Below are 13,598 nucleotides of genomic sequence, written 5' to 3'. Positions count from 1 at the left end.
ACACACCCAGCCAACCAGACACCCCAATCACAGGCCGACAGCAGCTGACCGTTCTACACCCTCAATCATGAAGAGCCAGTAATCCGTTCGTGAGTCCAGGAAACTTGCCCGTGCGAACGTAGTTCAGGGTGTGCTCTAAGTATGCGGTATCTTCGGCGATTTGCAGGTCGTAATCTGCGTAGAATGTCTTGAGCGCATTGACTTCGCGCCAAAACTCCGCCTCGTCGACGTTGTAGTGTTCGAACAAGGGCTTCTGCATATAGCCACGCGTCAGCGTCCGGTCGAAATCCCAGATGAACGCGATGATTGTTTGAGTGACGAGGGACGGCGGCATTCACGCGACCTCGGGACCCGTGAACCTTATCACGTTGTCGCCCCGGTCGATCCAGCCATACAGGCTCAGGCCCGTTCCCCAGAATTCTTCATGTGCGCGACCGAGTTCCGGCATCGGCAACACGATCGCGACATCGATTCCGCGCTTTCGAATCTGCTTAAAAGTGTCGGCAAAGTCAGCTGCAGTCTTGGTGCTTTCAAAGACCCACTCAACAAGTTTTCGTTCATGGAGATAGACAGCAGTCGGCGTCACCATTCGAACGGTTGTGTCGGCTTGGTCCCGCCAACGGCGAGCAATGGCGTTCGCGACGGCTTCGACGGCTATCCCACCTTGTACCGGGCCTCCCCAGGTCCGTCATGTCGTCAGTGTAGGAGCATTGATTGCCGTTGGTTGTTAATCGACACCCATCCGCGTGGTGAGGATGCTCGGCGCTCATGGTGTTGACGGTAGATGACGACTCCGACAAAATGCGAACGCATGTTCGATAACCTGCATTGTCGGGGAGGCTCATTGAGCAGCCTTTGGCCCGCAGCAACGATCTTTCGGGAACCGTCCCGCAGCCGCACGGTCAAAAGACGGTCACGTTTGCTGCTTGGTGCATGGATCGGACGGGTAGATATGCCGCTATCAGGGCGTTCGTGGAGCCGATGACGGGAATCGAACCCGCGTATTCAGCTTGGGAAGCTGATGTTCTGCCATTGAACTACATCGGCGTACCAGCGGTGCTGGTGATCAGGAAGGTTAGCACCGCCGGGGTCGGGCGCCGCAATCAGGCTGCCGCCGCGCCGCCATCCTGGCGGCTCGGAGCCTCGGCATGGCCGGTGGTCCCGGCCGAGGTCGTATCGCCCGACGCGGCTTCACCCGTCGTAGTGGTCGTCGTAGGGGCACCCGACGTCCCAGTGGTCGGCGTACTCGTCGACTCGTCGGATCCCGTGCTGGTCTCGACGTCGGAGACCTTGGAACCCGGCTCGAACTTGTTGCCGGTCTTGGTGACATCGTCGGCGGCCTTGGGTGCGGTCGGGCTGGGCGTCGCACTGGGTGTCGCCGTCGCACTCGGGGTCGGAGCCGCGGTCGGCGTCGGATCCGCGGTCGCCGAAGGTGTCGAGAGGCCTGAGGGGCTCGAAGCGCTCGAGCCGGTGATATCCGTCGCCGTCTTCAACGTGACCACCGTCGTGTCGGCCGTGCTCGGCGGCGTCGACACCGACAGGGCGGCAGCCCCGGCCGCCTTCGCCGTCGGCGCGGCGAGCGTGTTCGGCGGCTGCGCGGCCAGAGCGGTGGCGATGGTCTGCTGCGCGAACACGATGCCGTCGACGATCTTGCCGGCCCCCTCGCCCAGCCCCTGCGCGATCAGTTTGACGCCGTCCACCAGAGCATTGATGACATTGCCGAGATTGATGGGCAGCAACGAATCGACGACGTTCTGCCCGGCGATGATCACCGACCGGGCGACGTCGTCGAACCCAGCGACCAGCGCGGTGCCCAAACCGATCAGCGCGGCCGGCACCGCCTCCTGCATCGCCAGATCCACGGCCAACGATCGCTGATTGCGCTCGATGAGCGATACCAGCAACGGGCCGCCGATCGCGGTGACGGCACCGGCGAAGCCCTCCTCGATGGTCGTCAGCGCCCCGAGCAAGTCACCGGCGAACACCTGCTGAAGCAGGGTGCGCGCAAACTCGGGGGCGCCGCGCAGCGTCATGCCGACGCCTTCACCGGCTTTGGCCCAGCCGACGGCCAGGGTGGCCGCGTCGACGACCTGGTTGCGCACCCACTGCTTGAGCGCCGGAAATTCCAGGATGTCGGCGACGGTGGCGGCCAGCTGGATGTCCGGCAGCTGCACGCTGTGCAGGACCGGTGGTGCGGCGACGGACAACGCCGGCGGTGGGGCCACCGCGGGTGTCACCGTGACGACTCCAGCGGCGACCAGCGCCGCCGCGGGAAGGCTCAATCGGGTTGCGAGTGCGTGCATTTGGAAGCTCCTGTCCGGGCCGGAACCGCTCGATCTATTGACGTTAACGTCAATACTGTGCGCTGGCTGAAGATCGGCGATGTCTGCGCGACTCGGCACGGATGCACGCGGGGTGGCTAGGCTCATCGCGTGCTGCTCTCCGACCGCGACATCCGCGCCGAGATCTCTGCCGGCCGTCTGGCGCTCGACCCGTTCGACGACGCCCTGATCCAGCCGTCCAGCGTCGACGTCCGCCTGGACAGCCTGTTCCGGGTGTTCAACAACACCCGCTACACCCACATCGACCCGGCGCAGCGCCAGGACGACCTGACCTCGCTGGTCGAGCCGAAGGAGGGTGAGCCGTTCGTGCTGCACCCCGGCGAGTTCGTGCTGGGCGCCACCCTGGAACGCTGCAGCCTGCCCGACGACCTGGCCGGCCGGCTGGAAGGCAAGTCCTCGCTGGGCCGGCTCGGCCTGCTGACCCACTCCACCGCGGGCTTCATCGACCCGGGCTTCAGCGGCCACATCACGCTGGAACTGTCCAACGTGGCCAACCTGCCGATCACCTTGTGGCCCGGGATGAAAATCGGCCAGCTGTGCCTGCTGCGGCTCACCAGCCCCGCCGAAAACCCCTACGGCAGCGCCGCGGCCGGCTCCAAATACCAAGGCCAGCGCGGCCCGACGCCGTCGCGGTCCTACCAGAACTTCATCCAGTCATAGCCCCCGCACAGCCTGCGGTGGCAGGGTGTGAGCCGAACACGGTCGAGCCACCGCGGCGTGACGCGGGTAGGGTCGATTAAGTGGTCTAGCTAACGTCGTCGGGTGTAACGGCGCCGCGGGCGAAGGCGATGAACCATCTAGTCGGCGCTTTGTGCCGCGCGGGCGCGGCCCTCGGCGATCTGGATGGTGTAGCAAACACTTTGGAGGGGTAAGTGGACATCGTATTAGGTGTGTCGTTGACACCTACGACGGTGCGCATGGTGCTGGTTGAGGGCGACAAAGCCGACGGGGCCACCGTCGACCACGACGTCTTCCCGGTCACGCCATCGAACGACTCGGCAACGCCCAGTGCGGCCGATCAAGTGGTCCAGGCGGTGCTCGGCACCCAGGAAAGCGCGGAGGCCGGCGGTCATCATCTGGCCCACATCGGCGTGACGTGGACCGACCACACCGAAGCCGCGGCGCTGCGCGACGCGCTGGCCGCCCACGGCATCACCGACGTCATGCTGGTCTCGGAACTGCACGCCGCCAGTTCGCTGGCCCAGGCGGCCGGCGCCGCCGTGGGCTACCAGTCCACCGCGCTGCTGTTCCTCGATCGTGACACCGCCACCTTGTCGGTCGTCAACGGTGACGACGGCTCTGTCGTCAAGGTCCTCAGCCGCAGCCTGCACAGCGCCGACGCCATGGCCGTGCTGGCCGACATGGCCGCCGCGGTCGCCGGTCAGTCGACCGCGCCGCAGGGCATGTTCATCGTCGGTTCCGGCGTCGACGTGTCGTCGGTCAAAGACCACCTCGAGCACCTCGTCGACATTCCGGTCAGCGCTCCGGAGGAATCCGAACTGGCCCTGGCCCGCGGCGCCGCGTTGGCCGCCGCCAACGCGCCCACCTTCGAGGCGTCGACCGTCGGCCTGGCCTACTCGCAAGACCCCGACGGCCCCACCGCGGGATCGGCGTACGCGGCCATGGCCGCCGCCGACACGCAGCTGGCGATGTCGTCAGGTGAGACGCCGCTGTTCGCCGACGATGTCGACGCCGCATTCGCCGAAACGCCGCCGCCGGTCGAGGAAGGCCGTAAGCCCTTCTTCCTGGTGGGCAGCGCCCTGATGTCCATTTTCGTGGTCGGCGTTGTGGCCCTTGCCGTTTCGCTGGCGGTCAGCATCCGGCCCACCGCCGATCAGCGTCCATCGCCTGCGCAGAACGCGGTCGCCCCGAGCGTGCCGCCCGCCGCGCCCGCACCTGCCCCGGAAGCAGCGCCGGTGCAGTCGGCCGCGCCCCCGCCACCGCCGGCCGCCGAGACCATCAAGGCGCCCATCCCGGTGGTGCAGGAAGCCCCCGCACCACGCAAGGTGTACGTCGAGCAGGCCCCCGCGCCGGCCGCACCCGCACCGGAACCGGCCGCGCCCCCGCCGGCCCCCGCGCCCGAGGCGCCGGCCCCAGCTCCTGCGGTGGTCGCACCGCCGGTCGTGGTGCCGCCGCCGGTGTTCGTGTGGCCGCGCCCGCAGGTGCCGGTGTGGCGGCCGCCGTGGGATCCCGGCCCCAAGCAGCAGGACCCGGATGACGACTACCCGGGCCAGTATCCCGGGCAGTACCCGGGCGGCTCAAATGGCGGCTATCCCGGCCAGTACCCGGGCGGCTCGAATGGCGGCTATCCCAGCCAGTACCCCGGCGGCTCCAACGGTGGCTACCCCGGTTCGGGTAACCAGGGTGGCAACGGTGGCTATCCGGGCCAGTACCCCGGCGGGTCCAACGGCGGCTACCCGGGCTCGGGTAACCAAGGCGGCAACGGTCCCGGTGGCGGCCGCGGCGATCACGGCGACGGCCCGAAGAAGAGTGGCCCCTGCTTCCTGATCTTCTGCGCCCCGCACTGAGTGATCTTCTGCGCCCGCGCAGGGCGCCGTAAGCTCGAGAGCCATGCGGCAACGGATTCGTTGGCTGGCTCTGCACGGGGTGGTGCGCGGAATCTCCGCGGTGGCGGCGAAGCGGGGTGACCCGCAGGCGCGGCTGATCGCCGACCCCCAGGCCCGCACCGATCCCGGTGGCTTCGCCGACGAGATGCGGACACTGGGCCGGGTGGTCCGCGGCCGGGCCGTGCTGCTGACCTTCGACCACGCCATCGCCGCCGAGGTGCTGCGCTCCGAGGATTGGCGGGTCAGCGCGCTGGGCGTCAACCTGCCCAAGCCGCTGCGCTGGATCGTCGAACACACCTCCGACGACCTGCTGCACCCCATCCAGCCGCCGTCGCTGCTGTCCATCGAGCCGCCCGAACACACCCGGATGCGCAAGCTGGTCTCGTCGGTGTTCACCACCAGGGCCGTGGCGCGGCTGCGCGAACGCGTCCAGGAGCGCGCTGACCAGCTGCTCGACGAACTCGGCGGCGACACCGTCGACATCGTCGATCGGTACTGCTCGCAACTGCCCGTCGCCGTCATCGGCGATATCCTCGGCGTCCCCGAACGGGACCGGCCCAACATCCTGCGCTTCGGCGAGCTGGCCGCGCCCAGCCTCGACATCGGCCTGTCCTGGGCGCAGTCCCAGCAGGTCGAGGAGGGCATCGCCGGATTCGACAACTGGCTCGGCGGGCACCTGCGCGAGCTGCGCCGCAATCCCGGCGAGGACCTGCTGAGCCAGATCATCGCCGCCTCCGACGGTGGAGCGGCCGGCGCCCCGCTGACCGAGCGTGAGCTCAAGGCACTGGCCGGGCTGGTGCTGGCGGCCGGTTTCGAGACGACGGTCAACCTGCTGGGCAACGGTATCAGGATGCTGTTGGACCACCCCGAACACCTGGACACCCTGGCCATGCGGCCGGAGTTGTGGCCCAACACCGTCGAGGAGATCCTGCGGCTGGATTCGCCGGTGCAGATGAGCGCCCGCATCGCCGGGCGCGATCTGGACCTGGCCGGCACCCCGGTGCAGCGCGGCGAACTGATCATCGTCCATCTCGCCGGCGCCAACCGTGACCCCGCGGTGTTCGACGATCCGCACCGCTTCGACATCGAGCGCGACAATGCCGGGCGGCACCTGTCGTTCTCGGCCGGCCGGCATTTCTGCCTGGGCGCCGCGCTTGCCCGCGCCGAAGGCGAGGTCGGCTTGCAGGCATTCTTCGCGCGGTATCCCAACGCCAGGCTGGCCGGTACCGGAGCCCGGCGTGACACCCGGGTATTGCGCGGGTGGGCGACCCTGCCGATCGCCCTCGGGGAAGCGCGTCCCGCGCTACGGTCGTAGGCGTGGACTTCCGGGCCGCCCTGCTCGAACAGACCAAACTCTTCGGAGACGTGATCCGTGAGGCGGATCCGTCGACGCCCGTCCCGACATGTCCGGGCTGGACCCTGAAACAGTTGTTCCGCCACGTCGGCCGCGGAAACCGTTGGAGCGCAAAGATCATCAGCGACCGTCGGTCCGAGCCGCTGGACCCGCGCGACGTGCCAGACGGCAAACCGCCCGACGATCCCGACGCCGCCATCGCATGGCTGCACGCCGGGGCGCAGCTGATCCTGGACGCCGTGGAGCAGGTGGGTTCACAACGGGTGTGGACGTTCCTGGGGCCGCGGCCGGCCGGCTGGTGGATCCGCCGCCGGCTGCACGAGGTGACCGTGCACCGCGCCGACGCCGACCTGGCCACCGGAGCGGACTTCAGCCTGCCGGCCGAATTGGCCGCCGACGGGGTCAGCGAATGGATCGAGCTCAGCACCGCCCGCGGCCAGGGCCTGTCACCGGGACAGCGACTGCACCTGCACGCCACCGACGACACGCTGGGCCCGACGGGGGAGTGGCTGATCGTCAACGACGAAGACGGCCTGGCGTGGTCGCACGCGCACGCCAAAGGTGATGCGGCGGTGCGCGGCTCCGCGCGGGATCTGCTGCTGGCCATCACCCGGCGCCGCGGCGACGGTGTCGAAGTGCTCGGCGACTCCGCCGTGTGGGATGGCTGGCTGGCCACCACGCCGTTCTAGAGTTGTGGCGTGAGTACCTCCGAGATCGCCACCGTCCTCGCCTGGCATGACGCCCTGAACGCCAGGGACTTCGACACCTTGGACCGGTTGTGCAGCGACGACATCGAATTCGGTGACGCCGGCGGCGCCGCGCAGGGACGTATGGCGTTGCGGGATTGGGCGCAGGGCCTGGGCGACACGGTGACCGTGGGCCGGATGTATGTGCACGACGGCGTGGTGGTCGCCGAGCAGACCGTGATCGGCGACGACGGTGCCGACGCGGACACCTTCGGGTCGGCGTTCCGGGTGGTGCACGATCACGTCACGTCGGTGTTCCGGCATGCCAGCCTGGAGGCGGCGTTGGCGGCCACCGAGCTTTCCGAGTCGGATCTGGTCTAGCGGACGGGCTTGCCGCCGACGGGGCCCGGCGTCGCCAGCACCGCGGCGATCGCCGTCGTCAACGGCACCGACAAGGCCAGTGCGATGCCGCCCACCGCGGAGCGCGCAATCTCGATGGCCACGCTCTCACTGGTCAGCACGTCGCCCAGGGAGCGGTTGGCCACGCTGAACAACAACAGCAGCGGTAGCGCGCTGCCGGCGTAGGCCAGTACCAGCGTGTAGACGGTGCTGGCGATGTGGTCACGGCCCACCCGCATGGCCCCGGCGAAGATGGCCCGCCGTGATGTCGCGTGCTCGGCCAACTCGAACGCCGTCGACGCCTGCGTCACGGTGACGTCGTTGAGCACACCCAGCGAGCCGACGATGAACCCGGCCAGCAGCAGCCCGGTGATCGACACGTTGCCCATATAGGTGGCGACGGCGTTGTTCTCCTCTTCGGACAGGCCGGTGAGGTTGGTCAATTCGATTGCGGCCCAAGACAACAACGCCGCGAGGAAGAGTGCGGACAGGGTACCCAGCAAGGCCGCGCTGGTGCGCAGGCTCACGCCGTGCGCCAGGTAGATCACCGCGTACAGAATCGCCGAGGACGCCACCAGCGCCACCGGGACGGTGGGCGCACCGTCGCGCAGCGCGGGCAGCAGGAAGACCACCAACACGATGAACGCCACCACGATGCCGATCAGGGCGCGCAGCCCGCGCCACCGCGCCACCGCCACCACCACGAGGGCGAACGCGGCGGCCAGCGCGGCCAGCGGCCAGGTCCGCTCGTAGTCGTAGAACGCGTAGGTGGTGGTGCCGGTCGGGTCGACCTGGCGGGTGATCCGGATCTGATCACCGACCGCGAGGTGCGGCTGGCTGGGGCCGCCGCTGAATTCCAGCGCGGTCATGGCGCCCGAATTGGGGCCGGACTCGATGGCCACCATGGACCGCACGCATGGCGAATCCGCGGGCCCGGTGGGCAGGGATTCTCTGGTCAGCACCGCGCCGACGTCCTGGCCGCCGCACACCGACTTGCCGGTGGCCAGCACCCGGCCGGCCTCGGTGGTGACCGCGCCGCCCGACGAGTTCTGGAACGGCAGCGGGATATCGACTTTCTGCTGGCTGGGCCACAACCACACCGCGCCGATGACGGTGGCGACGCCGATGGCCGCCAGCAACCCGATGACGATCCGGGCGGCCAGCGGGCCCAGCGGTGAGGGACCGTCCAGTGAGTGCGAATGCCCGTGCGAGTGCGTCACCTGAGCAAGGGTAAGGGGTCGGGCTGGCGCCTTACTGCCGGTAGCTCACCAGGAAGTTGCCCAGCCGTTCGATGGCCTTGGCCAGGTCACGGGCCCACGGCAGGGTCACGATGCGCAGGTGATCCGGTGTGGGCCAGTTGAATCCGGTGCCCTGGGTGATCAGGATCTTCTCCTGCAGCAGCAGGTCGAGCACCAACTGCTCGTCGTCGTGGATGTCATACACCTCGGGATCCAACCGGGGGAACGCATACAGCGCGCCGGACGGTTTGACGCACGACACCCCGGGAATCTCGTTGAGCTTCTCCCACGCGACGTCACGCTGCTCGAGCAGTCGGCCACCCGGCAACACCAGGTCCTCGATGCTCTGATGTCCGCCGAGGGCGACCTGAATGGCATGTTGCGCAGGCACATTCGGGCACAATCGCATGTTCGCCAGCAGGCTGATGCCCTCGATGAAACTGGTCGCGTGTTCCTTGGGGCCGGTGATCACCAGCCAACCCGATCGGTACCCGGCCACCCGGTAGGCCTTGGACAGCCCGTTGAACGTCAAGCACAGCAGGTCCGGCGCGACCGAGGCCATCGCGACGTGCTTGGCCTCGTCGTAGAGGATCTTGTCGTAGATCTCGTCGGCGAGCAGCAGCAGTTGATGCTTACGGGCCAGATCGGCGATCTGGGTGAGGGTTTCACGGGTGTACACCGCGCCGGTGGGGTTGTTCGGGTTGATCACGACGATCGCCTTGGTGCGGTCGGTGATCTTGGATTCCAGGTCGGCGATGTCGGGATTCCAGCCCTGCGTCTCGTCGCACAGGTAATGCACCGGGGTGCCACCGGCCAGCGAGGTCGACGCCGTCCACAGCGGATAGTCCGGCGCGGGGATGAGTACCTGATCACCGTTGTCGAGCAGCGCCTGCAGGGTCATGGTGATGAGCTCGGAGACGCCATTGCCCAGGAAGACGTCGTCGACGTCGAATTTCGGGAAACCGTCCACCAATTCGTAGCGGGTGAACACCGCACGACGCGCGCTGAGGATGCCCTTGGAGTCGGAGTAGCCCTGGGCCGTCGGCAGGGCCTGGATGATGTCGCGCATGATCACGTCGGGCGCCTCGAACCCGAACGGGGCCGGGTTGCCGATGTTGAGCTTGAGGATGCGGTGGCCTTCGGCCTCCAGCCGTGAGGCATGCTCGTGCACCGGACCGCGGATCTCGTAGAGGACGTCCTGCAGTTTGGTGGACTGCGCGAATGTCCGCGGCCGCGGGTGTTGCCCGGTGTTCTGCCACGACAGCTGGTGGGTGCTCACGCGGCTAATTCTCCCACGGGCTCGCAAACCCATTTTCCGATGGTGAATCCGACAAGGTTGCAATTTGACGTCGGGGTCGGAGTTTTCTGCGTGATCGGTGTTAAGTTCCTGAATCACTATGACGTCGATGACACGTGCGACGGTCGCGGCCTTCGCGATGAGCGCCGTTGCCGCACTGGGTTTCGCTGCGTCGGCATATGCCGATCCACCGTTGCTCAACGGCACCTATGCCGGGGGTGACGATGAGAATCTCTGGACCATTTCCAGTGCATGCGGTGTCACCGGGTGCACCGGCACGGTGGCCAGCAATCAGGGCTGGACGAGCCCGATGACGTTCACGGACGGCCGGTGGAATTTCTCGGTGACCAAGCCCGATGGATATGTCTGTGACGACGGCAGTTATCAGCCGGCCGTCATCTATTTGACGATCGATCCTGCGACGCTGAGCGGTGTTCTTACCGCGGATTCGAATGGCGCCTGCCCGGGCGGGATTACCAGCGCGACGCCATTCCAATTGCGACTTGTGGAGCCGCAGCCGTAACCATTACGGCTGCGGCTCCACAACTCGCTGAGGGTTAGCGCTTGCCGGGGCGGCGGGCGCCGGGCTTGATACCCAGCCCGACCACCGGAGGCTCCGGCTTGGCCGGTTCGGCGGGCTCGGCAGCAGCGGCCGGTTCGGTCGCCGTCGACTCGGGTTCGACGGCCGCGGAAGGCGGTTCGGCCGGAGCCGCGGCAGGGGCTGCCGTGGGGGCCGCCTTCTTGGCGCCGGGACGACGCGCGCCGGCGGCGATGCCCAACCCGACGACCGGCGGTTCCGGCTTGGCGGGCTCGGCCGGCGCCGCGGGGGCTTCGGCGGCGGGCTGTGCCGGTGCTTCGGTTGCCGCCGGGGCGGCGGCAGCGGCCGGAGCGGCCTTCTTGGCACCCGGACGCTTGGCGCCGGCGGCCAGCCCCAGACCCTTCACCGGGGCGGCGGGGGCTTCGGCCGGGGCGGCTGCCTCGGCGGCCGGAGCGGCAGCGGCGGGCGGAGCGGCCTTCTTGGCGCCGGGACGCTTGGCCCCACCGGCGATGCCCAGGCCCTTGACCGGTGCCGGGGCCGCAGCCTCGGCGGCCGGAGCTGCCGCAGCCGCGGCCGGTGCGGCCTTCTTGGCGCCGGGACGCTTGGCCCCACCCGCGATGCCCAGCCCGGTGACCGGTGCGGGAGCCGCAGCGGGCGCTCCGGCGGAAGACTCGGCCGGAGCGGTGGGCTCGGCGGCCTTCTCCTGCACCGGTGCGGCGTTGGCCTCTGCGGCCACTGCGGCCTCCGTTGCCGCCCTGGCCTCGGCGCGCGCGGCCGACGCCGCCGCGGCGGCGCCCTTTTCCGGCAGCGTGTAGATGCTGGTGTCCAGCGAGTTCAGCAGCAGCTGGGCCACGTCGAGCACCTCGGCCTTGGCGCGGTCGCTGCTGGCGGTGACCTCGTCGACACCGTCGGTGATCATCACCCGGCAGAACGGGCAGCCCGTCGCGATCGCGGACGCCCCGGTGTCCAGGGCCTCCTCGGTGCGTTCCTGGTTGACGCGCTTGCCGATGTGCTCTTCCATCCACATCCGGGCACCACCGGCACCACAGCACAGACCACGGTCGGCGTGCCGCGGCATTTCGGTGAGCTTCGCGCCGGCGGCACCGACCAGCTCACGCGGGGCCTCGTACTCCTTGTTGTGGCGACCCAGGAAGCACGGGTCGTGGTAGGTGACGTCCTGGCCGACCGGGTTGATCGGGATCAGCTTCTTGTCCCGGACCAGGCGGTTGAGCAGCTGGGTGTGGTGCACGACCTGGTAGTCGGCTCCCAGCTGGGGGTACTCGCGGTTGATCGTGTTGTAGCAGTGCGGGCAGGTCACCACGACCTTGCGCTGCGACGTCTCGACACCCTCGAACAGCTCGTTGATGGTCTCCACGTTCTGCGCGGCGAGCTGCTGGAACAGGAACTCGTTACCGGCGCGACGGGCCGAATCACCGGTGCAGGTCTCACCGGTGCCCAACACCAGGAACTTCACCCCGGCGGTGGCCAGCAGCTCGGCGACGGCCTTGGTGGTCTTCTTGGCGCGGTCCTCGTAGGCGCCGGCGCAGCCGACCCAGAACAGGTACTCGAAGCCCTCGAAGGAGTCCACGTCCTGGCCGTACACCGGGACGTCGAAGTCGACCTCGTCGATCCAGTTGGTGCGGTCCTTGGCGTTCTGGCCCCAGGGGTTGCCCTTGTTCTCCAGGTTCTTGAACAGCACGCCGAGCTCACCGGGGAACTCCGACTCGACCATGACCTGGTAGCGGCGCATGTCGACGATGTGGTCGATGTGCTCGATGTCGACCGGGCACTGCTCGACGCAGGCACCGCAGTTGGTGCAGGACCACAGCACATCGGGGTCGATGACACCGCCCTGCTCGGCGGTGCCGACCAGCGGGCGCAGCGCCTGCTCGGGGCCGTGGCCCTCAATGCGTGCGAAGCCGTCCTCGGGCACACCGTGCCCGTGCAGACTGTCGCCCAGCGCCGCGAAATCGACCGAACCCGCCTCGGGCATCGGCTTGCCCTCGATCAGGTAGGGCGCCTTCGCGAACATGTGGTCGCGCAGGTTCATGATGACGAGCTTGGGCGACAGCGGCTTACCGGTGTTCCACGCCGGGCACTGGGACTGGCAGCGACCACATTCGGTACAGGTGGTGAAGTCGAGGTAGCCCTTCCAGGTGAAGTCCTCGATCTTGCCGCGCCCGAAGACCGCGTCCTCGGCCGGATCGTCGAAGTCGATCAGCTCACCCTTGTGTTCCATGGGCAGCAGCGGGCCCAGACCGTCCGGCAGCCGCTTGAAGGTGACGTTGATCGGGGCCAGGCCGATGTGCAGGTGCTTGGAGTGCAGCACGATCAGCAGGAACACCAGCATGACGCCGATGTGGCCCATCAGCGCGATGGTCTCGATCCAGGCGTTGGCAGTGTGGCCCAGCGGGGCGAGCAGGGCGGCCATGCCGTCGGAGAAGAACGCGCCGCTCTGGTAGGGGAAGTTCTCGCCGAGCACGTTGACCGCGGCGCCGCGGAAGATCGCGTAGGTCAGGATGACCAGGAAGATCATGAACAGGATCTCCCAGGCGCCGCCGGTGTGGGACCCGTAGAAGCGCGACTCGCGGCCGATCTTCTTGGGCTCGCGGGCGATGCGGATGATGGCGAACACGACGATGCCGGCCAGCACGGCCAAGGCGAAGAAGTCCTGCAGGAAGCCCAGCACGGCCCAGCGGCCGACGAACGGGATGTGGAACTCCGGGTCGAAGAGGACGCCGTAAGCCTCCAGGTAGACCGAGGCCAGCACGAAGAAGCCCCACATGGTGAAGAAGTGGGCGATACCGGGGATCGACCACTTCAGCAGCTTCGACTGCGCGAAGACTTCCTTGTTCTGGTTCAGGAAGCGGGTGACCAGGTGGTCTTTGCGGCCGCGTTCGTCGCCGACGCGCTGCCCGGAGTTGATCAGTTTGGTCAGCCACAGCACCCGCTTGGCGGCGAACACCAAGACGATGGCGGTCATCAACAAACCAAGGATCAACCGGCCCGTCGTGAGCGTGTGCTCCAGGCTGTTTTCCACCGTGCGCCTCCCGTGGTTTAAGTTACTCAAAGGTAACTTAAGGTGTGTTACTCGCCAGTAACTTAGGCTAGATGCCTGCTCATAGTTGCATCCGCCCCGGAAGCCCCGCTAGCAAGGCTGACCTAAGTAGGTCATAT

General features: G+C 67.8%; 12 protein-coding genes and 1 tRNA gene. 6 read left to right on the top strand and 7 right to left on the bottom strand.

Features of this window, described 5'->3' with window-relative positions; genetic code table 11:
- Positions 1 to 61: 61 nt before the first annotated feature.
- From AWB94_RS03185 to AWB94_RS03170, 4 genes are all read right to left on the bottom strand, one after another.
- Positions 62 to 334, bottom strand: a complete 273-nt coding sequence (locus AWB94_RS03185) for a hypothetical protein (RefSeq protein ID WP_062658736.1) — start codon at positions 332 to 334, stop codon at positions 62 to 64.
- Positions 335 to 589 carry a hypothetical protein gene (locus AWB94_RS03180; protein WP_234811596.1) on the bottom strand — a complete coding sequence of 85 codons (255 nt, stop codon included), beginning with the start codon at positions 587 to 589 and terminating at the stop codon, positions 335 to 337.
- Between the two features lie 384 nt (positions 590 to 973).
- Positions 974 to 1,047 (bottom strand) — tRNA-Gly (locus AWB94_RS03175).
- 56 nt (positions 1,048 to 1,103) lie between these two features.
- Positions 1,104 to 2,303, bottom strand: a complete 1,200-nt coding sequence (locus AWB94_RS03170; protein ID WP_062658734.1) for a hypothetical protein — start codon at positions 2,301 to 2,303, stop codon at positions 1,104 to 1,106.
- A 129-nt stretch (positions 2,304 to 2,432) separates the two neighbouring features.
- Here AWB94_RS03170 and dcd point away from each other — a divergent pair, with 129 nt between their 5' ends.
- The 5 genes from dcd (at position 2,433) to AWB94_RS03145 (ending at position 7,330) form a co-directional block, all read left to right on the top strand.
- Complete coding sequence (gene dcd / locus AWB94_RS03165) at positions 2,433 to 3,002, top strand: dCTP deaminase (protein ID WP_062658733.1); 570 nt, start codon at positions 2,433 to 2,435, stop codon at positions 3,000 to 3,002.
- Between the two features lie 212 nt (positions 3,003 to 3,214).
- Positions 3,215 to 4,870: a DUF7159 family protein gene (locus AWB94_RS03160; protein ID WP_062658732.1), complete on the top strand. Its 1,656-nt coding sequence runs from the start codon at positions 3,215 to 3,217 to the stop codon at positions 4,868 to 4,870.
- A 43-nt stretch (positions 4,871 to 4,913) separates the two neighbouring features.
- Positions 4,914 to 6,224 (top strand): cytochrome P450, encoded by a 1,311-nt coding sequence (locus AWB94_RS03155; protein WP_201029590.1) that lies wholly within the window; start codon positions 4,914 to 4,916, stop codon positions 6,222 to 6,224.
- A 2-nt stretch (positions 6,225 to 6,226) separates the two neighbouring features.
- Positions 6,227 to 6,952, top strand: a complete 726-nt coding sequence (locus AWB94_RS03150) for a maleylpyruvate isomerase family mycothiol-dependent enzyme (RefSeq protein WP_062658731.1) — start codon at positions 6,227 to 6,229, stop codon at positions 6,950 to 6,952.
- A gap of 9 nt (positions 6,953 to 6,961) precedes the next feature.
- Positions 6,962 to 7,330 (top strand): nuclear transport factor 2 family protein, encoded by a 369-nt coding sequence (locus tag AWB94_RS03145; protein ID WP_062658730.1) that lies wholly within the window; start codon positions 6,962 to 6,964, stop codon positions 7,328 to 7,330.
- Here the strand turns inward: AWB94_RS03145 and AWB94_RS03140 are convergent.
- Entirely contained in the window at positions 7,327 to 8,568 is a 1,242-nt protein-coding gene (locus AWB94_RS03140) for a YibE/F family protein (RefSeq protein WP_062658729.1), read from the bottom strand. The two genes, AWB94_RS03145 and AWB94_RS03140, sit on opposite strands and share 4 nt — an antisense overlap.
- Positions 8,569 to 8,599: 31 nt before the next feature.
- Positions 8,600 to 9,898 (bottom strand): pyridoxal phosphate-dependent aminotransferase, encoded by a 1,299-nt coding sequence (locus AWB94_RS03135; protein WP_084395383.1) that lies wholly within the window; start codon positions 9,896 to 9,898, stop codon positions 8,600 to 8,602.
- Between the two features lie 94 nt (positions 9,899 to 9,992).
- On the opposite strand from AWB94_RS03135, the gene AWB94_RS03130 reads away from it, so the two are divergent.
- A complete protein-coding gene (locus tag AWB94_RS03130; RefSeq protein ID WP_234811595.1) occupies positions 9,993 to 10,406 on the top strand; it encodes a hypothetical protein in 414 nt (137 codons plus the stop codon).
- Positions 10,407 to 10,440: 34 nt separating this feature from the next.
- Here AWB94_RS03130 and AWB94_RS03125 read toward each other — a convergent pair whose 3' ends face one another.
- Positions 10,441 to 13,404: a (Fe-S)-binding protein gene (locus AWB94_RS03125; protein WP_062658726.1), complete on the bottom strand. Its 2,964-nt coding sequence runs from the start codon at positions 13,402 to 13,404 to the stop codon at positions 10,441 to 10,443.
- Positions 13,405 to 13,598: the final 194 nt, after the last annotated feature.

Source organism: Mycolicibacterium canariasense (assembly GCF_002101555.1).
Lineage (GTDB): Bacteria > Actinomycetota > Actinomycetes > Mycobacteriales > Mycobacteriaceae > Mycobacterium > Mycobacterium canariasense.
Note: the sequence above shows the minus strand (reverse complement) of the source record. Positions and strands in the feature narration are given on the sequence as shown.